Genomic DNA, 24,014 nt, shown 5'->3' with positions numbered 1-24,014 from the left:
CGCGTGATGTTACATGTTTGTACCCGTATTTTAACAGAAAGCCTCGGCGTCGGTAAGACTAATATGAACGCTTAGTAATAAAATTTGCGATGTCCCGGAGCTGTTTCTTGGTTTTGATGTCAGGCAAGGTCTCCAGCGCCTGCAGCGCTTTCGCAATATAACGATCCGCCAGCAACTCCGCTCGGCCAATGCCTTCGCTGCCCGTTACGAGCTTCACCGCTTCTGATACGTCACACTGTCCATTCAGCATATGAATCCGCTCTAGTTCCCCCAGCAGCGCTTCCCTACGGCTGCTATCCTCTAGCGCAAATATGACGGGAAGCGTGATGTTGCCTTGGCGCATGTCACTGCCTGGCGGTTTGCCGATTTGCTTCTCGGTGCCGCATAGATCAAGCAGATCATCCTGAATTTGAAAGGCCATCCCGACGTTATAACCGAAACGATACAGACTGCTCGCGACCTTGCGATCCGCCTCGGCAGCCAATGCACCTAGTTGGCAGCTCACCGCAATAAGTAGCGAGGTTTTACGGCGAATTCGCCGTAAATATCGTCTAATATTCTGCTCCGTATTAAAGAAGTCTCGAATTTGCTCCATTTCACCAATCGACATTTCCACCATGGCTTTAGCCAAAATCTGATGAATCTGTGGCTGCTTCAGATATGTCGTAAGCTCGAGGGCACGGCCATAAATATAATCACCGGTATACATGGCAATCCGATTGTCCCACTTGGCTTTTACGGTCGGCTTGCCGCGCCGAGTATCCGCATCGTCGATAACGTCATCATGAACGAGTGAAGCGCTATGGATTAGCTCCAACGGGACCGCCACATACTTGAGCTTATCAATATTATAATTCCCGAACTTGCCTCCCAGCAGCACGAAGACAGGCCGAAGGCGTTTGCCGCCTGCCCGCAGCAGATGTAGCGACGTCTCCGTCAATTCTGGACTATCACCCTCGATGCTCTGGTAGAGCTCCCGTTCGATGACGTCCATATCTTTTTTTAATGTTCCGAATATGTCAAATCGTTTCATCTCTTCACCCATATGCTTAGTTTCTCGTTTCACCGCTCGTTAAGGCAATCGTAGCGTACATCAATGGCCCGATCAGACTGCCGCAATCATCCCGCAGAAGTATCCAGTATTGACGTATTGACATAATGAAATACTGTCCAAGCGTTAGTATAACTCTTCCTAACTGACTCCAGCACATCAATCTCCCCATCTTTTGTACAGTTGATGTTCAATGCGCAAACTATCCAATACCTTGCCCACGAGAAAATTCACGATATCATCAATTGTCTTCGGTCCGTAATAGAACGCTGGCATTGCCGGAATGATCTTTACCCCAAGACGAGCCAGCGCGAGCATGTTCTCCAGATGGATCGCGTGCAGTGGCGTTTCTCGGGGAACGAGCACAAGCGGTCGACTTTCTTTCAGCATCACATCAGCAGCTCGTCCCATCAGATTGTCAGAGGAGCCATGTGCGACGGAGGATAGAGTCCCCATCGAACATGGCATAATGATCATCCCTTCAACGAGGTAAGAACCGCTCGCAATCGTTGCTCCGATATCAGCGATCGGGTGATAAATCAGGCTCCCCTCATATCCACCGAAATGTTCGGCCAATACCGCTTCGCGATTACCTGCTTGAAAGTCGAGTTCTTCCTTCAGCACACGCCAGCCCGCATTTGAAATAATTAAATGTACGTCATAGCCCAGCGAGAGCAGGCTTTCGGTAAGGCGAACACCGTAGATACTGCCGCTAGCCCCCGTTATACCGACAACCCAGCTTTTTCTGCGCGTGACTTCCATTAGCTATATCGCACCACCAAATCAATTAGAGTAAACACGAACAGAATAATGCTCAGTGTACTGTTCATGGTAAAGAAGGCGGTTTGCAGTCGGCTCATGTCGTTAGGCGACAAGATATAATGTTGATAGAACAATATTCCGCAGGCGATCATCATCCCGATCAGATACCACCAGCCTAGCGGAGTAACAAAGAATAGAAGAATAAAGCCGACGGCTGTTACGACGTGAAAGGCTCGTGCGAACCATAATGCCTTATGCAGGCCGAATCGGGAAGGGATGGAGTACAATTTCTCCTTCGCGTCAAACTTCTCGTCCTGGCAAGCATAAACGATATCAAATCCGGCTGTCCAGAACGCCAAAGCAACGTAGAACACAATCGCCTTCCAGTCGATTTGACCGGTTACCGCCACCCAGCCTCCAAGCGGAGCCAAGGCGGTCGTGAGTCCGAGCACTAAATGACAGAGCCAGGTAAAACGTTTCGTAAAGGAGTAAATAATAAGCATAAAAATAGCAAACGGCAGTAAACGAAACGCAAACGGATCCAACATATAAGTCGCCCAGAAAAAGACGGCAAACGAAAGGATGATGAATAATATCACTTCAAGCGGCTTAAGCAAGCCTGCCGGGATGGCCCGGCCCGCTGTACGAGGGTTCTTCGCATCGATATGCCGGTCCGTTAACCGATTAAGTCCAAAGGCTGCACTGCGTGCGCCGAACATAGCTAGAAAGATCCAGCCGATATCAGCCCAGGACGGTAATTGGTCAAATACGACCGCGGAGCCAACCAGCGCCCCCATAAATGCGAAAGGCAGAGCAAACAGCGTATGCTCTACTTTGATCATTTCAAGATAAGCACCAATTTTCTTAAACATCCAGATTCTCCTTGATCCCAATATGTAAGGCTGCGATGCCGCCAGTCAAGGGAAAGGCTTGAACCTGCTTCAATCCGGTCTGACGAAAAGCTTCTGCTAACTCTTCCCGCCCGGGAAATAGCGCAAGCGATTCTGGCAGCCATTTATATTGCTCATATCGCTTGGCGACCACCTTACCCATCAAGGGCAGCATCTGTTGGAAATAGAAATAATAAAGTCCTTTGAAAGGCTGCCAGGTAGGCTTGGACAATTCGAGACATACCACCATGCCCCCGGGCTTAACAACCCGCTTCATCTCATGAAGCACCTGCATGTAATCAGGTACGTTACGAAGTCCGAAGCCAATCGTAGCGTAATCGAACGTATCATTCTCGTACGGGAGGTTCATGGCATTACCCTGAACGAGGGTAATCTGCTGGTCGCGTCCGTCCTTGGCTACTTTTTCACGTCCCACATTCAGCATTCCTTCACTGAAATCAAGTCCAACTATGTGTCCAGTTTCACTTGCATGGGCCATGCTGATCGTCCAATCGCAAGTACCACAGCATAAGTCGATCGCCGTATGACCTTGACGCATGTTCATCTTCTTCATGGTAAACTTACGCCAAGCTTTGTGCCTGCGGAAGCTGAGAACATCGTTCATAATATCGTATTTACCGGCAATGCTCTCAAATACGGAATGAACGTACTGCTCTTTCGGATTCTTGCCATCATGTTTCGCGTTTACCTTGGTTGTTCGATTATCCACTTGTATCCCCCTAACCTTCACTCACGACAGACCGATACGTACTGAGCTGCTTCATAAACGGATCCAGCAAAGCAGCATATGGACTCTCACCGGCACGGCTTGCCAGCAGAATCTGTATGCTGCCAACCGATGCCCGGAGTTTGTCCAGCATATGCTCCGATACCTTGTACTTCAGGATCAGCTTCTTCCAATCCTTCATCTCGGATTTCTTGCCAAGCAGCATCGTGCGCTCGTCCTCGCTGCCCGTCTCCAATAAATACCAGTAACTGTAGCTCCATCTCCCGGATTCAGGTGTTGCTGAGCGGTCCATTTCATGCACGATCGTCTCACACTGGCTGAATTCACTAAGCAGCTTCTCCCACAGTTCTCGCGCCGGTCCGTCCATTAGTGGCGTAAAAGAAAGAAACAGCTGCATATTCAGCTGTACCATGTGGTGCAGGTATTCTTCAGAGGATATGACCGCTGCTTTCATTCTGCCATACAGCTTCATCTTCTTCACGTTCACGTCACTAACAGCCTTGCTAAGAATCGAGATGACATCGATATCGCCTTGAAGAGCTAAGAGCTGATAGAATCGACTGCTGAAATAATCCCCTGCCAGCACTTTGAGCTGCCTTGAGCGCATGACGGCTTCCCCTTGGTTACCTTCGGCAATATCAATGCTCTCATGTGTATCGAGCCCCACCTGTACCAGTGAAGTAACCAGCGCGTACAATTCTTCCCGTCCGGCCTCGTTACGCCCGGAATCCTTTAAAAATATGTATAACAAATGAACACGGGCGTCCGGAAAACCCGGTAGTTCCGTGTGATTCTGAATCATATCATAATTCATATATTTCTCTGCCAGTCCTGGTACGCGATACGATCTCATTCTCAGCCTCCGTGCACTTGATGTTCTATTATCCAATTGAGCCCTCAATCTTATCTATTATAACACATGTTCAGGGCACGTACATGCCCTGTCCATTACTAATTTACCCGTTTCACAGCCCGCTGAACTGCTTGTGCCAAAGTTTAGTAAGCGTCAGATGCAATTCGGCGGCAAGCGAAGGCGGCACGTCGCTGCCAGACAGTTCGGACAGCGCTTCGGCCGAAGCTGAATTCCATTCTGCTCTGCTCAAGCTACTGGCTAGCAGCATATAACGCTTTCCTCCCCAGCGGTCAATCGCAACGACACGCAGAAACAACTGCTGTACATTATCCGTTCCCTCAAAGCTGTAGGACATAATGGTAGCGACATCTTCATACACTTCCCGGGTCTGATTCGAAACATCGTTCAACTTGATATCTAACGTCAGTTCTCCATTATCATAATCCGCCCGGCTGATCGTCAAGTGAAGAGGAAGGCTCATTAATGCATCGACCAGGACATCATCGTTCAGTTCCTTCTGGTGATACGGCATCGCTGCCGTAACCGCACCATAGCCATAAGACGGAATGCGAATAATGAATGCCATCAATATGAATGAGATCATCGCTGGCACCAATACAGCCCGCCATGCTTTCCAATTTGTCATAGGTTGCCTCCTTCTCCCCCTAGTCTCTTCCGCAGCCACGCAGTCCATACCTCATTGTATAAAGAAAAAAAGCAGGCTATGCCTGCTTTACGTATACATGTCTTAATTAAATTCCGGACTCTACTTTTCCATGCTTGGTCATGATCTCGGCCTTGCCACGTATCTTCACGGCTGAGGTGTGGTCGGTAAACTGGGCTATGATCACTTCCCCTTTATCCAGCTTCTCCGTATGATGAAATCTGGTATCTTGTCCGCGCGTAAGTCCGATGACTTGCACGCCGTGATCCAGCGCCTTCACAATAAAATAGTCCCCATTCTGAACATTCTCCATAATGTGCCTCCCCGCTACATCTACTAAAGGAAAAGGCCGTGAACGAATTCACGACCTTTGCTCCTAGGTAATATGTAGAAATCTTTATTTGATTCCGTCTTTGAGCGCTTTACCAGGTTTAAATGCAGGAATTTTGCTCGCAGGGATTTCGATTTCTTCACCTGTTTGCGGGTTGCGGCCTTTACGTGCAGAGCGCTCGCGAACCTCGAAATTACCAAAGCCAACCAACTGTACCTTGTCACCACTTTGCAAGGCTTCGGAGATTGCATCGAATACAGCATCAACTGCTTTCGTTGCATCCTTCTTGGAAAGCTCGGTAGACTCAGCCACATGAGTAACCAGATCTGATTTGTTCATTCTTTCACCTCCTAACAAGAAATCAATTTCTACTTGCTATTCACTGTTTCCGATTTAACACAAATTATACGTGCAATCGGGTATTTTACCCTTATTTCGCGTAAGAAATGCATGACGCGGAACAAATTTATAGTAATACAGCCATCTTATAATTTCAAGCGTTTTGCTTCATTGGACTATAGAAATCAACAAAAACAGCCGCTAAACAGGACTTTTGACCTGCTAACGGCTGTTATCTTCACCTATTTTCGGTGCTAATTAGAGTATGATCGCAATTAATCCGCCAGAGCCCTCGTTGATGATGCGCCCGAGTGTTTCCTGCAATTTGTATCTCGCATTGTCAGGCATCATCGCAATCTTCCCTTGGATTCCTTCGCGGACGATCGAATGCAATGAGCGTCCAAAGATATCGGATTCCCAGATCTTGATCGGGTCATTCTCGAAGTCCTGCATCAGGTAGCGAACCAGTTCTTCACTCTGTTTCTCGGTTCCGATAATCGGTGAGAATTCGGATTCCACATCGACGCGAATCATATGAATCGAAGGCGCGGTAGCTTTCAACCGTACGCCAAAGCGCGTTCCTTGTCTGATTAATTCCGGTTCATCAAGCGCCATCTCGGCAAGGGAAGGTGCGGCAATGCCGTAGCCTGTCGTCTTCACCATCTCAAGCGCCTCTGCGAAGCGGTCGTATTCTCGTTTGGCGTGCGAGAAATCCTGCATCAACTGCAGCAGATGATCCTTGCCGCGGATTTCAACACCGACCACTTCCATCAGGATGCGATCGTACAATTCATCCGGAGCGAAGAGATCAATCTCTGCTACGCCTTGCCCCATATTCATGCCGCTGAGTCCTGCATGATTGATGAAGTCATACTCCATGAATTGACTGACTACCCGATCAACATCACGTAAGCGGCGGATATCCTGCACCGTATCTCGGACCGAGTTCTCGTAGTTGCTGCGCAGCCAGTGGTTCTCATTCAGTACCATCACCCAGCTAGGCAGATTTACATTCACCTCATGAACCGGGAATTCATACAATACTTCACGCAGTACGCCCGTAACGTCATCTTCGGTCATCGTCGCTGCACTGAGTGTCATCACTGGAATATCGTATTTCTCCGCCAGTTCGCTGCGGAGCTGGAGCGCTTCCTCGCTGCGTGGGCGAGTGGAGTTGATCACCACTACGAACGGCTTCCCAACTTCCTTCAGTTCCTCAATCACTCGCTCTTCCGCTTCAATGTAAGAACTGCGCGGAATTTCTGCGATACTGCCGTCCGTCGTCACTACCACGCCGAGTGTGGAGTGTTCCTGAATCACCTTGCGTGTTCCAATCTCAGCCGCTTCCTGGAACGGAATCGGTTCTTCAAACCATGGGGTCGATATCATTCTCGGCCCGTTCTCATCCTCGTAGCCTTTGGCACCATCCACCGCATAACCAACGCAGTCTACCATCCGGACGTTAACTTCAAGACCATCCGTTACCTTGATCTGTACCGCATTGTTCGGTACGAATTTCGGCTCGGTTGTCATGATGGTTTTCCCAGCAGCACTTTGAGGCAGCTCATCAACAGCTCTTACGCGATCCGCCTCGTTCGTAATGTTCGGAAGAACGACTGTCTCCATAAACCGCTTGATGAAAGTTGATTTTCCCGTACGGACGGCACCGACAACACCTAAGTAAATGTCCCCTCCGGTCCGTTCGGCAATGTCCTTAAAAATGTCCACTTTTTCCAAAAGAGATCCCCTCCTCAAATTACTCCGAAGGAAAAATGCTTTAAGAGCATCCGCTTCGTGTTCCACTCATAGTCAAAGCCATTGCAACAGATGAGCAGCCTTTACAATGTCGCCAGCATTCCGCCGCCGGTATTCCATGAGCTATTGATGGAAACGGCAAAGCGGTGTAACTCGTACATGCATTTGGACTAGTAACATCATATGTACCGGGAACAAAAATATGACGGTTGCCCTGAATGTCCGTCCAATTTTTTTTGAGATGCCAGATTTCATGGTTACTAGCTCTTACTGTGCCTGATATCTCATACAAGCCTTACTGGGCAGCCGTCTCTTGCCCGCACCACTACTCTTTCAGATTATGAATATGCACGGACTTTACTAGATATTCCTCAGAGATTTCACTTAACAAAAAAAAGACTTCACACGCGGCCATAGCAGACCGAATGTAAAGTCTTTCATATAACGGAAATCCTATCGTTGGGCTTACAACTGCGCCACTGGTTGGCCATCTTTCCATTCATAAGCTACTGATTTGACAGGGACGAAGTAGGATTCCTTCTCCAGATATACTCGCAGATCTTCACCTGTCTGTGGCTGCTCGCCATTCTTCTCCACGGCCTGCATAATATCAAACGCATAATCAGCATACACCGTGCCTGCCTCGTCCATCATAAAGCGCATTTCCTGTCCGGAGTATACACTCATCAGTTTGAGTGATTTGGCATCTGTCTTCGATAAATCCACGTTCATGTAACCAGGATACAGTTCCTCTCCCGCAGGCAGGGCGTTGTCATGAGACATCTTGTACAGATTGACGGCACGCTGTACATCGTTGACCTTCTGAGTCGTATTCAGATCCATTACTTTAACGGTAGGCTCCGTTTCCTCATTGATAATGAGGAAGTATCCGCTTCCACCTTTCTCAAAAGCCGTATTCGGAATCTGATCGATATATCCTCTATTGTGCAGCTGATCCAGATCTACTCTATATTTCTCATAACGAGGTACCTCGGGTCCTGCCGTAATAATAGGTAGAATGCTCTGTTCCTGATAGAAATCGTCTACGGCATCCTGTATTCTTCGTACACTTTCTTTATAGGATACCTTATTCTCCTGCATTTTCTCATCCGGATAGAGACATCCAGTCAATACAAACGGAACGATCGCCAGGATTATCGCTGCAGAAGTCCATCTAGCGGGACGTGCAGCCCGTTTCATCCAAGTGAACATACTCAAACTATCATCATCCTCCAGTTTATATAAAGTCGTCATGATCTGTCTTGTTTCTTGCCGCCTCCAGTTGCTTACGTATAGCGGCCTTTAGCGGGTCCTCAGGGATTGATACGGTGAGATTGCCAGTCACTCGGGTCTGGCAGGAGAGCCGGTAGCCTTGTTCGAGTAATAAGCCACCCAGCTTTCGTATCTCCTTGGCTTCCGGGGGCAGGCAATGCCGCTGCTCTTCTGTTGTTATTATAACTTTGCACATCAGACATCCAGCCTTCCCCCCGCAACGGGTCGGGATACGGACTCCAGCCCTCCGAGATGCGTCTAGAACGTTGGTGTAAGGCCGAACCTTGGTTTTTTTTAGATCAGGTTTAAAGAGTACTTCGAAGTCCAAGGTGTCGCCCTCCTTATCATGCTTATGTACTTATTCCCATCAATCGATGAATCAGTATGCGGTGCAGATCATGCAAGTCATATCGATCCATCATGTCAAACAGAAGGCTGCTATGTTGGTTCATCTCCTGCCTCATGGCCTTTGCAATCGCTTCATAACGATCAGGCCGATCACGCAGTATATTAAAAATAAGCTCATGTGATAACGGCATCAACCGCAATTCGAGCGGACCGATCTGTCGAACCGGCGCCGCCTGATATAACAGATCCTTAATCTCAACCACATAAACAGAGCCCGAGCTCGTTACTTCAAATCCACCCACCAGTTCTATGGGTACACCTTCCCACTCATAATGACTTAGCATCGACGAATACATGCCCTCTTGGTCCATATACGGTGAATCCAAGGCCAGGGTGATCAGTCTCTGATGAAGCAGTGGGATATCCAGTATATCCGCGTACAAGTCAATATCCCGTGGTGGTTTATCCAATGAAACGTTCTGGAGACGCAAGCTGCAGCTTCCCCCCAGTAACCATGGTACGTTGGACTGATGTAATTTAGATACGATGGAAGCAAGTCCATTGCCCAGCTTTGGCGTATCATGAAACGACACTTTGAACACTCCTTCTTACTATCCGCATCCATTGCGGCTTACCGCTAGATTATAGAGGCAAGTCCAAGAATAAATCCTATGATCATCATCATAAAAGCCATAAACGAAAGGATGCCTCTCAGAAAGCCCTTGGTCTTGTTGCGGGCTAACGTCACGACAATGACGGATACGGCCATAATGAGTAATGCGATCATGGACAGCCACATTTTTTGCATCGGATCCATGTCACGAAACGCTCCAATCTTTCATTAAATTATGTAGTTTATTATATCATGAAAATGAAAGCACCTCATCATACCTGTGACGAAAGCATGAACAAATAAGCCGCGTCCCGCAGGATACGGCTTATTGCTCAGCCTAATTAAAGGTCCTATTTGTTCATCATCATTTTCATTAAAGCTTCCATATTGCCTGCGTTCATGCCGCTTTTCTTCACTGCTGATACAATTTCCTGGATCGTATCTTCACTAACCGGTATGTTGGCCATGGAAGATACTTGCTTGATCAGTTGACGGAGCTGGGCTTCATTTTGCATTGTAGACGGTTTAACCGTACTAGCCAGCTTATTGACAGCCCCCGAAGAAATTTTCTTGCCGCTTTTTTTGTTGATCGCATTCAATACATCCTTGTGAAAGCTTTTGCTCATTTCCACCCCTCCTCCGACCATCCTCAACACAATATATGAGAAGAACGTCGGAATGGTGAATAAGCTAGGTGTGCCATTGCTCCCAAGTTTCAAGCGGCATAAGCTCCATCTCCGTCTTGGGGTCTCGGCCCATAAGTGCCTCTACAGCCGTTCGCGGATTACGATCCTGGAAGAGGACATGGTAAAGCTGATCAGCAATTGGCATTTGTACTCCGTACTTTTGCGATATGGCAAAGGCCGCTTTGGTGGTTCGTATGCCTTCGACCACCATCCCCATGGAATTCAGAACCTCATCGAGCGGCTTTCCCTGACCGAGCATGGAGCCTGCACGCCAGTTACGACTGTGCTGGCTTGTTGCCGTCACCACGAGGTCCCCGATACCGGCCAGCCCGGCAAACGTAAGCGGGTTTGCCCCCATCTCCATGCCGATACGGGTAATTTCCGCCAAGCCTCTCGTAATCAGCGCCGCTTTGGCATTATCACCAAAGCCGAGTCCATCTGACATCCCTGCGCCTAAAGCAATAATATTTTTCAGAGCTCCGGCCAGTTCCACCCCGATCATGTCTCGATTCGTATATACTCTAAAGTACGTATTCATAAACAGATCCTGGGCTCTGGAAGCAGCCTCATTGTTCGATGAGGCGACCACAACCGTCGTCGGATTGCGCCGGATCACTTCCTCGGCATGGCTTGGACCCGAAAGAACCACGACTTGCGCTTCCTCGCAGCCAAGTTCCTCGGAAATCACGGTGGACATCCGTTTCAAGGATTCGATTTCAAACCCCTTCGTGGCATGAATGACAAGTTGGTCCTTGTTCCAATGGTGTTTAAGTTGACTGGCAACCACTCGCATGGCAGATGATGGAGCCACAATGAGAATCGCCGCGGCCCCGGTTACCGCTGCTTTCATATCCGTTGTAGCATGAATGTTGGAAGGCAGTGCAACATCAGGCAAATAACGTTGATTTGTGTGGGTTTCGTTGATTTCACGCGCTTGATCCCCAGTTCTTGTCCATACGACAACATTCAACTTATTCGCAGCAAGAACACTTGCCAAAGCGGTTCCCCAACTTCCTGCCACCAATACAGCGACTTTGTCAGACAACGCGCTTCCCTCCTTTTTCCTTACCTTTTCCAGACCCCAACTTGTTCTCACGACCCTGTACGATTTTCACAATGTTACTACGATGTCGCCAGAAAGCGAAGATGCATATGACTAAGCTTGTCCAAAAAGTAGGCCAAGGATAGCCGGCTATGAGTAAAAATACAGGCGTCAATGCGACAAAAATCAAAGAACCAAGGGATACATAACGGGTAAAGACGATAGATAAGATCGCTATGATTCCTGCATAAAGCGCGGGCAGGAAAGATAGAGTTGCCAATACACCAATCGCCGTCGCAATGCCCTTCCCGCCACGGAACTTGAAATACAGCGGCCAGTTATGACCCATGATCGCGGCGATTCCGCATAAACCTGGCAGCCACTCACTGTCACCGCCAAGCCAGCGGCCGATCCAGACAGCAGCGATGCCTTTGATTACATCCAAAGCAAGTACAAGGATGGCCGGACCCTTCCCCAAAACCCGGAGTGTGTTGGTAGCACCCGCATTGCCGCTGCCATGTTGGCGAATATCAATCCCTCTCAACATCTTAGCAAGCAGTACGCTAAAACTCACAGATCCGAGTAAATAACACAATACAATCGCTATGATCTCCAGAATCAAGCTACTCTCCCCTAACTCTCATCAGACTTTCTTCGAGTAAATATCCTGATGGGTGTACCTTTAAAGTCAAACGCCGCCCGGATTTTGTTCTCCAAATATCGCTCGTAGGAGAAATGCATTAATTCAGGATCGTTGACAAACACAACCATGGTCGGCGGTTTCACCGCTACCTGAGTTGAATAGTTGATGCGCAATCTTCTGCCTTTATCCGTTGGTGGTGGATTAATTGCAATCGCATCCGAAATCACGTCATTGAGCAGATGAGTCTGCACACGGAGTGAATGTTGATCTGCCACATGTTTCACAATGGGAAGCAGTTTGTGTAAGCGCTGTTTGGTCTTCGCCGACAGGAATACGACAGGTGCATATGTCATGAACAAGAAATGATCCCTGATCTTGTTCTCGAACTGCTGCATCGTCTTATCGTCCTTGTCCACGACATCCCACTTGTTTACGACAAATACAGAAGCTTTGCCTGCCTCATAAGCATAACCGGCGATATGCTTGTCCTGCTCAATGATACCCTCTTCCCCATTGATAAGCACTAATACAACATCAGCACGCTCGATGGCACGCATGGCACGCATGACACTGTATTTCTCCGTGGTCTCGTATACCTTACCCCGTTTGCGCATACCTGCCGTATCAATGAGCACATAGCGCTGTCCGTCCTTCTCAAATGGCGTATCGATCGCATCACGGGTAGTCCCTGCAACGTCACTAACAATAACGCGTTCTTCCCCTAATATAGCATTGACAAGGGAAGACTTGCCCACATTTGGTCTGCCGATCAAAGCGACGCGAATAACATCCTCATCATACCCGTCATCTTCAAGCTCTGGCAGGTTCTCAACGACAACGTCAAGCAGATCTCCGATTCCGGTGCCGTGGCTGCCTGATATTCCAACCGGATCACCAAATCCTAAAGAATAGAATTCATAAATATCGTCCGCACGTTTTAAATTGTCTACTTTGTTCACAGACAGAATGACTGGCTTGCCAGAACGGAATAAGATTTGTGCAACTTCTTCATCGGACTGGGTGACACCAGTCTTGGCATCGCACATGAAAACGATAACATCCGCTTCCTCAATCGCTAACTCGGCCTGCATCCGGATAGACTTGAGGATCATATCATCACCATCTATTTCGATACCACCGGTATCGATGACGCTAAACGCCTTTCCATTCCATTCCGCGCTTCCATAAATCCTGTCACGGGTAATTCCCGGTTTATCTTCAACGATGGCTAATCTGTCGCCGATCAATCGGTTAAATATCGTCGATTTACCGACATTAGGTCGCCCGACGATAGCCACTACGGGTCTTGCCATAGTCACTCCTCCTGTCAATTCTTACGATTATCATCATAGCAAAAAACGTTTCAATTGGCTAACTTTTCATTTGAATTCTATTATGCTCATCCCCATGATACCGCATCCCTGAGCGGCATCCTATAGAAAAACAAAAGGCGAACCCAGAAATCTGGCTCGCCAACTTCGTAAAGGTAGGTCCTTGGACCGTACAAAACGGTTCCCCGGGCTTACTTGAATTTGCTCAGTTTATCGCCGAAACGCTCGCCGAGCGTTACGCTCATGCCTTGGTTGTTCAAAGAAACGTTCGGGTTGTCTTTCAGGTCGATCTTAGGACCTTTGGACGGTTTCTCAGCTCTTGGAGCCTGCGCTGGTGCTTCTTCAGTTTCTTTGATGCTAAGGCTAACGCGCTGCTCCGATGTGTTAATATCGAGGACTTTGACTTGTACTTCTTGACCCTCTTTCAACACTTCTTGAGGCGTACCGATATGTTTGTGGGAGATTTGGGAAATATGAACCAACCCCTCCACGCCAGGTGCCAATTCAACAAATGCACCGAAGGTAACCAGACGCTTAACAACACCTGTAACGATGTCGCCTGTGTTAAATTGTTGGCCTGCAGATTCCCAAGGTCCAGGACCAGCAGCCTTAATGCTGAGGCTGATCTTGCCTTTCTCTGGATCTACCTTCAGCACCTTCACGTTGACTTTGTCGCCTTCGGACAATACATCCGCTGGCTTCTCCACATGATTCCAAGCGATCTCGGACACGTGTACCAGTCCGTCAACACCGCCTACATCAACGAATGCACCGAATTGCGTCAGACGCTGCACAGTACCTTCCAGTACTTGACCGTCTTGCAATTGCACCATAACCTGTTGCTTATTGGCTTCGAATTCCTCTTCCAGAACATCTTTCTGGGACAGGATCACTTTGTTGTTCTCACGATCCAGTTCTTTCACCTTCACGCGGAGCGTGCGGCCCTTGTAATCACTGAAATCTTCAACAAAATGACGCTCTACCATGGAAGCAGGAATAAAGCCACGTGCGCCAACGTCGGCCACGAGACCACCTTTAACCACGTCCGCCACCGTTACTTCGAATACATCCTGAACCTCGAAGTGCTTCTCGAGATCTTCCCATGAATTCTCGGTGTCGATCGCGCGCTTTGATAATACAAGGCTCTCTTTGTCATCGTTGATGCTGACAACCTTGCATTCCACTTCTTGCCCAACTTGAACCGCTTCAGATGCATTGTCAAGCTGAACCGAAGACAGTTCGCGAACAGGAATTACACCGTCATATTTATATCCAATGCTTACATAAGCTTGGTTATCCTCCAGTTTGACGATCGTCCCTTTCACGGTGTCCCCTTTTTTCAAGGATACGATTTGGTCCAGCTGCTCTTGGCTTTGCACTTCGGCAGCCTCTTGATTTCTTGTTTCTTCCGACATGTCAATAACCTCCTCAATTCAAACCCCATTTATTTAAACTCGCGTTGGCGAAGTTCAAAACATAATTGCTGTAGTATCTTTCCTATATTCCCATGTTTTATACATAAGAATATTCAACCTGATACGGTCGGATTGCCGCTAGCACGCATTTCATGAATTTTCGTCATGATTTTTTCGGTTGCGGCGTCCAATGCTTCAGGTGATTTGTTCCCTTCGAACTCAGACATGTCAACGGGTGCACCGTAGATAATCTTGACTTTGCGGAACGGCTTGTAATCCCCGATAATCGCTGCCGGGATTACCGTTGCACCGCTTCTTAGAGCAAAGCTTGCTGCCCCACGCTTGGCGGCAGTAGAATCCGAATTCCGGGTCCCCTCAGGAAAAATCCCCATGATCTCTCCCTGGCGCAAAATCGTAAGCGCCGTCTTGATGGCATCCTTACTTACCCCGCCGCGCTTGACGGGAAATGCTCCAAGCTTGTGAACCAACCATCCAAAGCCAGGAATTTTGAACAATTCTGCCTTCGCCATGAATTTCACCTGGCGTTTGACATGAATTCCGACAGATATCGGATCCCTGACGCTGATGTGATTGCTGCAAATGAGCACGCCGCCTTCTGAAGGAATGTTATGTACACCGTCAGATTCGAATCTGTAAAGGATAGCGAACACCCCTCGAACAACCGCTCTGCAAAAAATATAAATCATGCCTATTTCTCCCCATCCTACTTAAGTTTCGCAATATGAAAGAATCGCGTCCACAACCTGATTGATATCCATATGTGTCGTATCGAGCACAATAGCATCCTCTGCGCATCGCAGCGGAGACACCTCGCGTTCCTGATCCAATCGGTCACGCTGTGCGATATCTCGTTCCAGTTGTTCCAGCGTTATGCCTTCATCACGAAGCTCATTGAAGCGGCGGAGAGCCCGTTCCTTAACTGTGGCTGTCATGAAGATTTTGACTTCGGCATCCGGCAAGACCGTTGTACCGATATCTCGTCCATCCATGACCACGCCCTTGCCCAAAGCCATTTCCTGTTGCAATCGGACAAGCTTGGTCCGCAGACCTTCGATTCGCGCGTATTGAGATACGGCTGCACTAACCTGGTGTGAACGAATGAAAGGCGTAACATCCTCCCCGTTAACCAAGACCATCTGGCCTTGCTCATGCGGTTTCAATTCGATCGTCATGTTCTGTGCAAGTTGAAGCACTAGCTCCGGGCTTTCCGAAGAAACCCCTTGGTTCAGCATATACCAGGTAACTGCCCTGTACATAGCGCCGGTATCCACATAGATGAATTGCAGCCTGTTCGCTACCATTCTTGCTACGGTGCTCTTACCCGCTCCTGCAGGGCCGTCGATGGCAATGTTCATTCTGTCGCGATAACCTGTCCCCTGCGTAACCAACGGGGCATTCCTCCTCAAACATATCCCTCTGAATCACAAACATCATTCATTCAAGAAAAAAGCAGGCGCCCGCCTGCGACGTGAAAATTATACCACACTAGCTAGAGTGATGCAAAAGTAAGGAGAAGTCTTCTCCCATCCAATCGTTTACATTTCGCTCATTGAGCGGCACACCCTCCATCTGTTGCACAGGCGAAATATAATGCCTCGAAGGCTCGTAATGCAAGAGGAGCTGTGTGATAACCAAGACGATGCCAAGGCCGATAATCAGCTTTAGCAGCATCGTTCCAAACCATTCTCCAGGAGCTTGTCCCTCATCTTCTTTCCATTCGCGCTCTTGATCTGACATATGGGCCATTATCCTTTTCGACACTAAATTTCCCGCTAGTTTACCCAAGGCAAACTCTAATTATGCATTATCAAACTAGCGATTTCGGAAATCGAACTGCCGTTCAAAACAATATCGGATCAACTTCTGCCGCTCCATGTCCAGAATCTGATTGAACTTCAGCATTACAATGCTACGACTCGTAGGCAGCTGCTTAATTCGGACCACTTCCCCTTCGAACGGCACGTGCTCTACCGACCCATTCTTATACGGAATCAAAATCCAGCAGGAAAGTACTTCTCCCTCCGTAATCGTCTGATCATGCCGCAAATGGAACGATATGCCACCACCGCCCACATCATCGGTCCTAGCCAGAAAGCGGGCTCCTTCCTTGGTGGTGACCGACAATTCGAGATCGGCCTGCACTCGAAGGAAGCTTCTACGCTGAACTTTAGTAATGTGCTCAGGTTCCGGCAGCTTGATGCGAACCAGACGAATCACGTCTTCATGATGGCTCAGCACATAGGAATTGAAATAATTCTTAACACCGCCTTCCGTCAAGAAATAGGCTGACAGCTCGTCTCCGACATAAAGCTTCTTCAATCTTCCGGTGCCTTCTTGCAGTGGAACTTCCATAAAGATGGAATCGTCATTCATGTCGGAAATACGGGATTTATAGATGATTTTCGCTTCGGTTTCATCTCCCGTATCCAGTTGAATATAGAGAACATCATTGATTTTTGGATACAAAGCCCTCACCCACTCGTTCTTCATGATAATCAATATTTACCATTATATCACGGGATCCGGCACTGATTGAGACAAAATCTTCATTTGTGCATAACGAAAAGCCGAATAGGGATGCCCCTACTCGGCTCTTATATGAATTGTCGCTATTTGTTATTTAATCCCGGCTTGCGCGTCTTTAACGACTTCTACCGTCTCTTCAAGCCCGGTATCCGCATTGAGGTATATCCGGTACTGAGCACCGTTAATGCGTCCTCCAAATTCGTAGCACAGTACATCTTCCGATTGGTCGTTCTTGATCAACGCCTTGCATGATAGAGCACTTTGTAATCCTTATTGAGCATTTTCTCCGCTTCAGCAAGGCTCAACTTAGGCTGTGGGATGTCACGCTTCATTTGATGCTCGTATACAAAGTCACTCGCCTGGAATCCGATGACATCGCCGTTGTCCATAGCGGAACGCACCGTAATCTTCTCCGGATAGATCAGAACCCCATCCTGTTCGCGCACGAATGAGAAGTTAGCCAGATTGTCATACTGGTCGGCTGAGACCACGGTCATATCCGAGTACCCTTTATGGTTCAAAAATTCCTGTGCTTTATCGATCACTTGCTGCACAGAAACTTTTTTCGAACCAACCTCACGCTCATCGGTATATGAGATTAACTGACCGCCCTTTTCCGTGAAATCCATGCTGAGTAGATGCCCGTTCTGATGCTTTACTTTTGCCGTATAAGAGACCCATTCGGTACCTTTACCGTTCATCGTCACTTCAACTTTGGCTTGGTCATTTGCATCGGAGAATTTCAGCGCTTTTCGCTTAACATCCTCTTCCGAGATCGGCATACCGGCTAATTGCTTAACTGATCGACGTGTGTATATGCTGCTAACCGATGGACCCCAATCCAGTTCCGGATAAGACTCCACTTTTTTGTCTACGGTCTTGAAACCATCGATTATGGAATTATCCTTCACCTTGTTGGTGGCTAATGCCGTTTCCACATCCATCCAGCGCAGATGGTTGGCAATGACTTTGTCCTGTACAGCCTGAAGATCCTTCGTGATATCACCGGAATTCGCGTACAGGCTCTTAAGGGTTTTCATTTCATTGTCGCTCAGCGGTTCCTTCGTTAAGTCGCGCACCCCTGTCTTGTATGCAAAATTGGAAATACGGGAGAGAAAGTCTTCCGTTTGGCTAAACGGCAACATCACGAGCGGCAACTGACTGATTTCGTTCTGAGCCTCACTCGTTAAGCGCCATACATTCATCAAACCTTTACGATGCATCCCCTGTGAAGTCGAGCTAACCGCAAGGGTGTTACCGAGTTCGGCATGAATCCTGTCCATGTTGTAGGACAAGTCGTGAAATGCCCGTTGATATTGGTTCTCCGCATTAATCAGGATCGCGTTTTTCTCTTTATTCTCTTGATATCCCCACACCAAAGCTCCGATTAGTAAAATGGTAGCCAGCGGGAACAGTATAGCACTCAAGCGTTTATACATGATGCGATAGTCTCCTTTCTTTTCGTCAACTGACGTTAGTTTGACTAGAAGAAAGAAGTCTTATGCATATCTGTATAATTACTTGCTTACTTCATACTTTTAGAAATTCTCTTCAATTTCGAAGTGATCACGGTTGTTGCACAAACATTGCTTAAACCCGGTTTCAATCCGGCCATGCTCCTTCTTGCCGCGGAGAATGAAACGTTCACCGCAATCCTTGCATAAAATCTTTACTTTGACACGCAAAAAAGGCACCTCCCTCATTCTAATTCCTGTCTGACAGACAAGGTCTTTAGAATGAAGTGTGCCCATTATTTGCTAATATTAACCTCTTCGTCACGCTTGATGAAACGGAATGGCGATCGATTATTGGCGCGTGTGATCTTGCCCATACCACCATACCAGAGAAGAACCATCAGCGGTACGATGAACCAAACCCATGTATGAGTGAACAAATTCAAGATCAAATCATACAAGCCATGCCACATCCACGGAACTGCGAGGGACAAGAACAGAAAGAACCTTCGTCTTCCTTGGTTGAATCTTGCATGTCCCAAGTAGTAGCCCATAATGACACCGAACATGGCGTGTCCTGACACTGGAAGTAATGCTCGCAGGAACATCGCGCCAAACGCAGCCTGACTGTACCAGGCATACAGCAGATTCTCCACCGTAGCAAACCCGAGGGAAATCGCCGTTGCGTAAAGAATGCCGTCGTAGGGTTCGTCAAAATCCTTATGCTTAAAAATAATGTGATAGAGGACAAACCATTTCAGGAACTCCTCAACGCCAGCCGAGACAAGCAGCGACTCAATAACCGGATGTTCGCCAAGCCAAAGTATTATTCCCCGCTGCAGAATCATCACCGGGAAAACGATCAGAACCCCTAACATAAATACCTTGACTACCATATGCAGAGGTTCTTGATCATACCTGTCTTTCAGGTAAAAATACGTGAGCAATGCGAGTCCCGGAGCCACAGCCGACGCAATAACTGAGAACACCAGCACTATAATTCCCCTTCCGTTAGTAGCGGGCCTGAATTCCGGCACGCACGCCCACAATCATTATTGCCCACGCTGGAAATGGGTGCATATGACTTCAACCGCTTGTTGAGGCATAACCTTCTTCCCGTATTCTTCCAGCATAGCTTCCGTTACCGAAGATGATTCACCGAATTCTGCCAGAACGGCGATAATCGCCGGCAGCTTCTCGCTGACCAATTCCTCCGGATCGAAATGTAAAAACCATTTATCTCGATAGTGATAGAGCTTGCCTGCTCCGCCTACAAGTTCTTTCAACATATGGGATGCTTCAATAAGCACTTCAAAATCCTGAAATACATAGACGATCGTATCACTTTGGTCCAGTGTAAGTTCCATCTCATAAATCTCATCCGGCATTTCTTCTTCGGACAAGCTTCCGAAATGATCGTATTTTCCTCTCGTCACGATAACCACCATGCCTTGGGCGGGCAGTGCGAACACCTCAACGGCAAGCGGTCCGGTGGCATCAAACCCGAGTTCACTGTATGCCTGATCCATCATCTCCGTAAACAGGTCATAAACTTTCGGTATTTCCTGCCACATCTCTTCCTTCTGGATCCCTCGCTCACTCAGATCGTCAAACGTGAGGAAAATCCGTATCTTATCTTGACTCAAACGTTCTATTTTCATGACAGGATCCTCCTTACGTAAACAAAAGTTTATAACACATTATGATGACTGGATTATGACGTGATAAAAATGGTTTTATATAATTGATTTTATCATTTAATACCCACAAATGCACGTAAATATGTAGCCGAAGAAAAAAGAATCATTCTTAGGGAAACGTGCTCTTCCTCCCCGAGAATGATTCAAAATGGTTCGAAGTCGTTTACAAACCCGGTATGACGCTGTGAGTTTCTTTTAATATTTGTTCAACTTCTGCTTTTACGTCAGGGTTGTTACGAATAAAGTCCTTCACCTGTTTTAAGTTGGCAGCCTTCGTATGACTCGATGCCTGGCTTCCTGCATTCCCTCCGCGGGACTGATGTCCGCCTGAACTGGGAAACACGCTTTCTTGGCTCGAGCCATAAGAGTGGCGTTCTTTTGCCCCATTAATCTTACTCATTGCACTATCGGCAAAACGTCCTAAGTTAACATCTTTCATCATCGAGGAGAATGGCATGCTGCCTTTTCGGGAAATCATACGACATGCAACTGCACCGATGATGACACCATACAGAAATGACGAAGTCTTCACAAATGATACCTCCTTCTATGATAAACTCGTCCTTATCATTCACGTATAACCAGCAACTCATGCTACATAAATACAGGAAAGTGAGATGGAATCATGAATAGAATACGAACCGTACTTCTACTCGGCTGTTGTCTGCTTCTGGCTGCTTGCAGTCAAGGCATAGGAGATCAGCAGCAAGGAACAACACCGGAAGTCGGTAACACACCAAGTGGACAAAGCCAACAGGCGGAAGAGCAACAAAGCCCAGCGGAACCGTCTGACACTACAATGGAAGATCCAGATCCGGAGAGCTCAGAAGAAGATCCTGATCATGAATCCTCACCTTCTGACGAGGAAGAAATAAATGCAGAACCTCAGTATCACATGAACCAGGTGTATCGAATCGTACCTAACAACGAATCCGTCTCCGAGAAGGTCGTTCTACTGACGTTTGACGATGGCCCCAAGGACGAGACCATGATCAACAATATGATTGACGTACTGGATAAACATGATGCCAAAGCTATTTTTTTCGTTAACGGTTATCGGGTCAAACAGAATCCTGATCTGTTAAAGATCATCGATGATCGCGGACAAATCATTGGCAATCATGCCTGGGATCATATTGATCTGAAGAAGGAAGGTCCGGAGAGCGCGAGACAACAAATTGAGGATGTACAGGAAATCGTGATGGATACGGTAGCAAACGGCCGAGATTCTTCCGCCCTCCGTTCGGTTCGGGTGGAGATACGGTGAAGAAGATTGTCGCGGATCAAGATATGCTGTTTATGACCTGGTCCAACGGCTCGCTGGATTGGGAGAGCAAGAATAAAAATAAACCAGACGCTGTTGTGAATAATGTACTGGAACAGCTTCATCCCGGCAGCAACATCCTCATGCATGAGCTTCCCTGGACCGTTGAAGCCTTGGACTCGTTGCTGACGAAGCTCGACTCGGAAGGTTATGGCTTTGTTGATCCTAACTTGATTGAGACCGAGATCAGATGATAATCTCGTTCCAATCCCAAATAAAAAACCTTAGCTGTTCACCTCCAGGTGATAGCAGCTAAGGTTTTTGGCGTAACGTAATGACATGGTACTCTGCTGGACAATTGAGCCGAAGTGGTATATGCGAGGTACCGAACCCGCGGCTAATCAGCATCCGGCAAGTACTTCGGCTCATGTCCGCCAATCGACGAAGCGAATACCACCCGGACTTGTATGTATGATAGAATCGTTCAAGTTGAAACGCACCGACCAGCGGCAGCACGATCTGCCCTCCGTGCGTATGTCCTGCAAGCAGCAGATCGCAGCAGGTTTCCTTCCTTCCTTGCAGCCAAATCGGATCATGAACGACGAGAATATGGTACATATCCAAACTGATTTGACCTTGAAAATTGGTGTATGGACGGTTTTTACTTGCCGGTTGCTTAATTCCGGTTAACCCGACGCTGTCATTGCCTTTATGCAATATTACGGTTTGATCGCGCAGCGCAATTACCCCCGCGTCCTTCATCGCCTCTAACACGGCATCTTGCCCGGCATACAGATCATGATTACCGAGAACGGCATATGAGGGAGCAATACGTTGCAGCAAGTTCAGATTGTGTCTCAATCGCTCGATCGGAACGCCTTTCTCCGTTACATCTCCCCCGAGTACGATACAATCGATCTCCGGGAGCGTTCTGCGCAAGGACTCTTCGGATAACTTTCTTCGATGAATATCGGATATGAACAAAATGCGATACCCATCAAATGACAACGGAACACGTTCGGAAACCACTTCTTCCTCCCGTGGCCGATATCCCGACGCTTCAGCACGCATCCACCCCATCGCTGCCAAAACACAACTCACGAACAATCCTGCTCCCCATAACCACACACTCATATAAGACCCCTTAACAGTTCATTTATAGGAGGGGCGCCTTTTAGTCCCCACCACAGCAGGCCAATCATAAGCAGGACAAATATAATAATTAAAGAGTTCACGAACCATTTGCTAACCCGAAGCCGATATGAGGAGTATGTATCTCTCCGCTTCGGCGCCGTCGATTCCTCCGTGGAATCGGAATAGGCAGGCGATTGCGAAGCAGCACTCGACCTAGAGCGGCGCAGCTCCTTGGTAGTTCCTGTGTTATCGTTAGCGCTTGAATGACTGCCGGATTGCTCCTCGAAATGATTAGTCGTTCGTTTACGTTGCTCTTCTGCAGCAGTTGGCTTCTTGCTCTGTGTCTTGTTTTTCCGGCCTTTGTTACGGCTCTGGTGTCGATCCATTCTGCTAAGTTGACTCATGTTCCTCTTTCCTCCGAAATCGTATCATCATCCCCGATATGAAATCAATCAGGAAGTGGCATATTATTGGAGCCCACAAGGTGCCTGTATAAATATAGATATAGCCCAGTCCATAACTGCTTAAGAATACCCAGCCTGTAGGAAGCCAATGTTTTAGGTACCGTACATGAATAAGTGCGAATAATATGCTGGTCCAATAAGGCCCGAAGGCATGTTGAATCGCGCCGCGAAACAATAGTTCCTCACATATTGAGACGACCAAGGCAATGACAAAGATATGCCAGACGGGCCGCTTGCGAAACAGCATCTCGTTAATCCCGCCGTCATCCATGCTTTCATCCGACACGAACCGGGAGAGTACGAAATCGACGATCAGCATAATGCCGGCCAGACCCAGTCCCCAGTATACGAACTGAAGTTCATTCGGAATCGCCAGCAGGCCAAACGGGTTACGTCCCTGGAATAAAATCCAGATCAGTCCAACGATAAGAGTTAAAGCTTGTGTAAGATACAGATTGATTAAGAGCAGCCTGTCATTCAATTGATGGGCTTCGATTCGTTTCACGCGAATTTTAAACTTCTTCATAAAGGATGTGCCTGTCTTTCATCTTGGTTTTGATCGATCATTATATCCGGAACAACCTTCGACCTCTATCTTAAAACTTAACATAGGCGGCATATGAATCATAGCAAATTCCCTGTATGACATTCAAGGCTGCACGATTTTATTCACAATTGTAGAGCCGTTTTGACAAAACACTTCAGCTA

The 24,014-nt window shown here is 47.7% G+C and carries 29 protein-coding genes and 2 pseudogenes; 1 reads left to right on the top strand and 30 read right to left on the bottom strand.

Features of this window, described 5'->3' with window-relative positions; all coding sequences use genetic code 11:
- Positions 1–58 precede the first annotated feature (58 nt).
- The 27 genes and pseudogenes from JCM10914_RS02975 to JCM10914_RS02850 all read right to left on the bottom strand — a co-directional run bounded on the left by JCM10914_RS02975 (position 59) and on the right by JCM10914_RS02850 (position 20,976).
- Positions 59–1,033, bottom strand: coding sequence for a polyprenyl synthetase family protein (locus tag JCM10914_RS02975; RefSeq protein WP_036716905.1), 975 nt, complete (start codon positions 1,031–1,033; stop codon positions 59–61).
- A 177-nt stretch (positions 1,034–1,210) separates the two neighbouring features.
- Positions 1,211–1,813 (bottom strand): UbiX family flavin prenyltransferase, encoded by a 603-nt coding sequence (locus tag JCM10914_RS02970; RefSeq protein WP_023957220.1) that lies wholly within the window; start codon positions 1,811–1,813, stop codon positions 1,211–1,213.
- Entirely contained in the window at positions 1,813–2,685 is an 873-nt protein-coding gene (locus JCM10914_RS02965; RefSeq protein ID WP_023957218.1) for a UbiA-like polyprenyltransferase, read from the bottom strand. The genes JCM10914_RS02970 and JCM10914_RS02965 overlap by 1 nt, the downstream gene beginning before the upstream one ends.
- Positions 2,678–3,433, bottom strand: a complete 756-nt coding sequence (locus JCM10914_RS02960; RefSeq protein ID WP_023957216.1) for a demethylmenaquinone methyltransferase — start codon at positions 3,431–3,433, stop codon at positions 2,678–2,680. Before JCM10914_RS02960 ends, JCM10914_RS02965 begins: the two co-directional genes overlap by 8 nt.
- Positions 3,434–3,443: 10 nt before the next feature.
- Complete coding sequence (locus JCM10914_RS02955) at positions 3,444–4,304, bottom strand: heptaprenyl diphosphate synthase component 1 (protein WP_023957213.1); 861 nt, start codon at positions 4,302–4,304, stop codon at positions 3,444–3,446.
- 112 nt (positions 4,305–4,416) lie between these two features.
- Positions 4,417–4,950: a hypothetical protein gene (locus JCM10914_RS02950; RefSeq protein ID WP_023957211.1), complete on the bottom strand. Its 534-nt coding sequence runs from the start codon at positions 4,948–4,950 to the stop codon at positions 4,417–4,419.
- Between the two features lie 106 nt (positions 4,951–5,056).
- Positions 5,057–5,281, bottom strand: a complete 225-nt coding sequence (mtrB, locus tag JCM10914_RS02945) for a trp RNA-binding attenuation protein MtrB (RefSeq protein ID WP_023957209.1) — start codon at positions 5,279–5,281, stop codon at positions 5,057–5,059.
- An 84-nt stretch (positions 5,282–5,365) separates the two neighbouring features.
- Complete coding sequence (locus tag JCM10914_RS02940; protein ID WP_023957207.1) at positions 5,366–5,638, bottom strand: HU family DNA-binding protein; 273 nt, start codon at positions 5,636–5,638, stop codon at positions 5,366–5,368.
- A gap of 258 nt (positions 5,639–5,896) precedes the next feature.
- Positions 5,897–7,375: a stage IV sporulation protein A gene (gene spoIVA, locus JCM10914_RS02935; RefSeq protein ID WP_023957205.1), complete on the bottom strand. Its 1,479-nt coding sequence runs from the start codon at positions 7,373–7,375 to the stop codon at positions 5,897–5,899.
- 483 nt (positions 7,376–7,858) lie between these two features.
- The gene (locus tag JCM10914_RS02930) at positions 7,859–8,605 is read right to left on the bottom strand and encodes a hypothetical protein (protein ID WP_148300175.1); all 747 of its coding nucleotides are present in this window, start codon (positions 8,603–8,605) and stop codon (positions 7,859–7,861) included.
- 25 nt (positions 8,606–8,630) lie between these two features.
- Positions 8,631–8,993 carry a 2Fe-2S iron-sulfur cluster-binding protein gene (locus JCM10914_RS02925; RefSeq protein WP_036716810.1) on the bottom strand — a complete coding sequence of 121 codons (363 nt, stop codon included), beginning with the start codon at positions 8,991–8,993 and terminating at the stop codon, positions 8,631–8,633.
- Positions 8,994–9,015: 22 nt separating this feature from the next.
- A complete protein-coding gene (locus tag JCM10914_RS02920; RefSeq protein ID WP_023957199.1) occupies positions 9,016–9,606 on the bottom strand; it encodes a hypothetical protein in 591 nt (196 codons plus the stop codon).
- Between the two features lie 44 nt (positions 9,607–9,650).
- The gene (locus JCM10914_RS02915) at positions 9,651–9,830 is read right to left on the bottom strand and encodes a DUF2768 family protein (protein WP_023957197.1); all 180 of its coding nucleotides are present in this window, start codon (positions 9,828–9,830) and stop codon (positions 9,651–9,653) included.
- 146 nt (positions 9,831–9,976) lie between these two features.
- Positions 9,977–10,252 carry a stage VI sporulation protein F gene (locus JCM10914_RS02910; protein WP_023957195.1) on the bottom strand — a complete coding sequence of 92 codons (276 nt, stop codon included), beginning with the start codon at positions 10,250–10,252 and terminating at the stop codon, positions 9,977–9,979.
- A 64-nt stretch (positions 10,253–10,316) separates the two neighbouring features.
- Positions 10,317–11,357 (bottom strand): NAD(P)H-dependent glycerol-3-phosphate dehydrogenase, encoded by a 1,041-nt coding sequence (locus JCM10914_RS02905; protein ID WP_023957193.1) that lies wholly within the window; start codon positions 11,355–11,357, stop codon positions 10,317–10,319.
- Entirely contained in the window at positions 11,350–11,976 is a 627-nt protein-coding gene (gene plsY / locus JCM10914_RS02900) for a glycerol-3-phosphate 1-O-acyltransferase PlsY (RefSeq protein WP_023957191.1), read from the bottom strand. The genes JCM10914_RS02905 and plsY overlap by 8 nt, the downstream gene beginning before the upstream one ends.
- An 11-nt stretch (positions 11,977–11,987) precedes the next feature.
- Positions 11,988–13,310: a ribosome biogenesis GTPase Der gene (der, locus tag JCM10914_RS02895; protein WP_023957189.1), complete on the bottom strand. Its 1,323-nt coding sequence runs from the start codon at positions 13,308–13,310 to the stop codon at positions 11,988–11,990.
- Positions 13,311–13,519: 209 nt separating this feature from the next.
- The gene (rpsA, locus tag JCM10914_RS02890) at positions 13,520–14,743 is read right to left on the bottom strand and encodes a 30S ribosomal protein S1 (RefSeq protein ID WP_023957187.1); all 1,224 of its coding nucleotides are present in this window, start codon (positions 14,741–14,743) and stop codon (positions 13,520–13,522) included.
- Between the two features lie 113 nt (positions 14,744–14,856).
- Positions 14,857–15,450 (bottom strand): 1-acyl-sn-glycerol-3-phosphate acyltransferase, encoded by a 594-nt coding sequence (locus tag JCM10914_RS02885; RefSeq protein WP_023957185.1) that lies wholly within the window; start codon positions 15,448–15,450, stop codon positions 14,857–14,859.
- Between the two features lie 21 nt (positions 15,451–15,471).
- Positions 15,472–16,152: a (d)CMP kinase gene (gene cmk, locus JCM10914_RS02880; RefSeq protein ID WP_023957183.1), complete on the bottom strand. Its 681-nt coding sequence runs from the start codon at positions 16,150–16,152 to the stop codon at positions 15,472–15,474.
- 97 nt (positions 16,153–16,249) lie between these two features.
- Positions 16,250–16,501 (bottom strand): DUF5359 family protein, encoded by a 252-nt coding sequence (locus tag JCM10914_RS02875; protein ID WP_023957181.1) that lies wholly within the window; start codon positions 16,499–16,501, stop codon positions 16,250–16,252.
- A 75-nt stretch (positions 16,502–16,576) separates the two neighbouring features.
- Positions 16,577–17,230 (bottom strand): flagellar brake protein, encoded by a 654-nt coding sequence (locus tag JCM10914_RS02870; protein ID WP_023957179.1) that lies wholly within the window; start codon positions 17,228–17,230, stop codon positions 16,577–16,579.
- A 150-nt stretch (positions 17,231–17,380) separates the two neighbouring features.
- Positions 17,381–18,729 (bottom strand): annotated as a pseudogene (gene ypeB, locus JCM10914_RS02865) (germination protein YpeB).
- Between the two features lie 99 nt (positions 18,730–18,828).
- Positions 18,829–18,975, bottom strand: coding sequence for a hypothetical protein (locus tag JCM10914_RS29160; RefSeq protein ID WP_162834827.1), 147 nt, complete (start codon positions 18,973–18,975; stop codon positions 18,829–18,831).
- A 65-nt stretch (positions 18,976–19,040) separates the two neighbouring features.
- Positions 19,041–19,739, bottom strand: a complete 699-nt coding sequence (gene prsW, locus JCM10914_RS02860) for a glutamic-type intramembrane protease PrsW (protein ID WP_023957174.1) — start codon at positions 19,737–19,739, stop codon at positions 19,041–19,043.
- A 57-nt stretch (positions 19,740–19,796) separates the two neighbouring features.
- Positions 19,797–20,405, bottom strand: coding sequence for a genetic competence negative regulator (locus JCM10914_RS02855; protein WP_023957172.1), 609 nt, complete (start codon positions 20,403–20,405; stop codon positions 19,797–19,799).
- A gap of 202 nt (positions 20,406–20,607) precedes the next feature.
- A complete protein-coding gene (locus JCM10914_RS02850; RefSeq protein ID WP_036716804.1) occupies positions 20,608–20,976 on the bottom strand; it encodes a hypothetical protein in 369 nt (122 codons plus the stop codon).
- Positions 20,977–21,069: 93 nt separating this feature from the next.
- Here JCM10914_RS02850 and JCM10914_RS02845 point away from each other — a divergent pair.
- A pseudogene (locus JCM10914_RS02845) lies at positions 21,070–21,962 on the top strand (polysaccharide deacetylase family protein).
- 58 nt (positions 21,963–22,020) lie between these two features.
- Here the strand turns inward: JCM10914_RS02845 and JCM10914_RS02840 are convergent.
- From JCM10914_RS02840 to JCM10914_RS02830, 3 genes are read right to left on the bottom strand one after another with little or no spacing between them, the layout of a single operon-like run.
- A complete protein-coding gene (locus JCM10914_RS02840) occupies positions 22,021–22,842 on the bottom strand; it encodes a metallophosphoesterase (protein ID WP_023957164.1) in 822 nt (273 codons plus the stop codon).
- Positions 22,839–23,246 carry a hypothetical protein gene (locus tag JCM10914_RS02835; protein WP_036716801.1) on the bottom strand — a complete coding sequence of 136 codons (408 nt, stop codon included), beginning with the start codon at positions 23,244–23,246 and terminating at the stop codon, positions 22,839–22,841. Before JCM10914_RS02835 ends, JCM10914_RS02840 begins: the two co-directional genes overlap by 4 nt.
- Complete coding sequence (locus JCM10914_RS02830) at positions 23,233–23,832, bottom strand: CPBP family intramembrane glutamic endopeptidase (RefSeq protein WP_023957162.1); 600 nt, start codon at positions 23,830–23,832, stop codon at positions 23,233–23,235. Before JCM10914_RS02830 ends, JCM10914_RS02835 begins: the two co-directional genes overlap by 14 nt.
- Positions 23,833–24,014: the final 182 nt, after the last annotated feature.

It is taken from the genome of Paenibacillus sp. JCM 10914 (assembly GCF_001315105.1).
Lineage (GTDB): Bacteria > Bacillota > Bacilli > Paenibacillales > Paenibacillaceae > Paenibacillus_AQ.
This window is presented reverse-complemented; position numbering and strand designations above follow the sequence as displayed.

Excerpts from the sequence above, each read along its gene's own strand:
- JCM10914_RS02855 (WP_023957172.1), bottom strand. The coding sequence starts at position 20,405 with ATGAAAATAGAACGTTTGAGTCAAGATAAGATACGGATTTTCCTCACG.
- der (WP_023957189.1), bottom strand. The coding sequence starts at position 13,310 with ATGGCAAGACCCGTAGTGGCTATCGTCGGGCGACCTAATGTCGGTAAA.
- JCM10914_RS02835 (WP_036716801.1), bottom strand. The coding sequence starts at position 23,246 with ATGAGTCAACTTAGCAGAATGGATCGACACCAGAGCCGTAACAAAGGC.
- mtrB (WP_023957209.1), bottom strand. The coding sequence starts at position 5,281 with ATGGAGAATGTTCAGAATGGGGACTATTTTATTGTGAAGGCGCTGGAT.
- JCM10914_RS02970 (WP_023957220.1), bottom strand. The coding sequence starts at position 1,813 with ATGGAAGTCACGCGCAGAAAAAGCTGGGTTGTCGGTATAACGGGGGCT.
- JCM10914_RS02930 (WP_148300175.1), bottom strand. The coding sequence starts at position 8,605 with ATGTTCACTTGGATGAAACGGGCTGCACGTCCCGCTAGATGGACTTCT.
- JCM10914_RS02910 (WP_023957195.1), bottom strand. The coding sequence starts at position 10,252 with ATGAGCAAAAGCTTTCACAAGGATGTATTGAATGCGATCAACAAAAAA.
- JCM10914_RS02915 (WP_023957197.1), bottom strand. The coding sequence starts at position 9,830 with ATGGATCCGATGCAAAAAATGTGGCTGTCCATGATCGCATTACTCATT.
- rpsA (WP_023957187.1), bottom strand. The coding sequence starts at position 14,743 with ATGTCGGAAGAAACAAGAAATCAAGAGGCTGCCGAAGTGCAAAGCCAA.
- JCM10914_RS02955 (WP_023957213.1), bottom strand. The coding sequence starts at position 4,304 with ATGAGATCGTATCGCGTACCAGGACTGGCAGAGAAATATATGAATTAT.
- JCM10914_RS02875 (WP_023957181.1), bottom strand. The coding sequence starts at position 16,501 with ATGTCAGATCAAGAGCGCGAATGGAAAGAAGATGAGGGACAAGCTCCT.
- JCM10914_RS02840 (WP_023957164.1), bottom strand. The coding sequence starts at position 22,842 with ATGAGTGTGTGGTTATGGGGAGCAGGATTGTTCGTGAGTTGTGTTTTG.
- JCM10914_RS02975 (WP_036716905.1), bottom strand. The coding sequence starts at position 1,033 with ATGAAACGATTTGACATATTCGGAACATTAAAAAAAGATATGGACGTC.
- JCM10914_RS02950 (WP_023957211.1), bottom strand. The coding sequence starts at position 4,950 with ATGACAAATTGGAAAGCATGGCGGGCTGTATTGGTGCCAGCGATGATC.
- JCM10914_RS02885 (WP_023957185.1), bottom strand. The coding sequence starts at position 15,450 with ATGATTTATATTTTTTGCAGAGCGGTTGTTCGAGGGGTGTTCGCTATC.
- JCM10914_RS02940 (WP_023957207.1), bottom strand. The coding sequence starts at position 5,638 with ATGAACAAATCAGATCTGGTTACTCATGTGGCTGAGTCTACCGAGCTT.
- JCM10914_RS02965 (WP_023957218.1), bottom strand. The coding sequence starts at position 2,685 with ATGTTTAAGAAAATTGGTGCTTATCTTGAAATGATCAAAGTAGAGCAT.
- JCM10914_RS02830 (WP_023957162.1), bottom strand. The coding sequence starts at position 23,832 with ATGAAGAAGTTTAAAATTCGCGTGAAACGAATCGAAGCCCATCAATTG.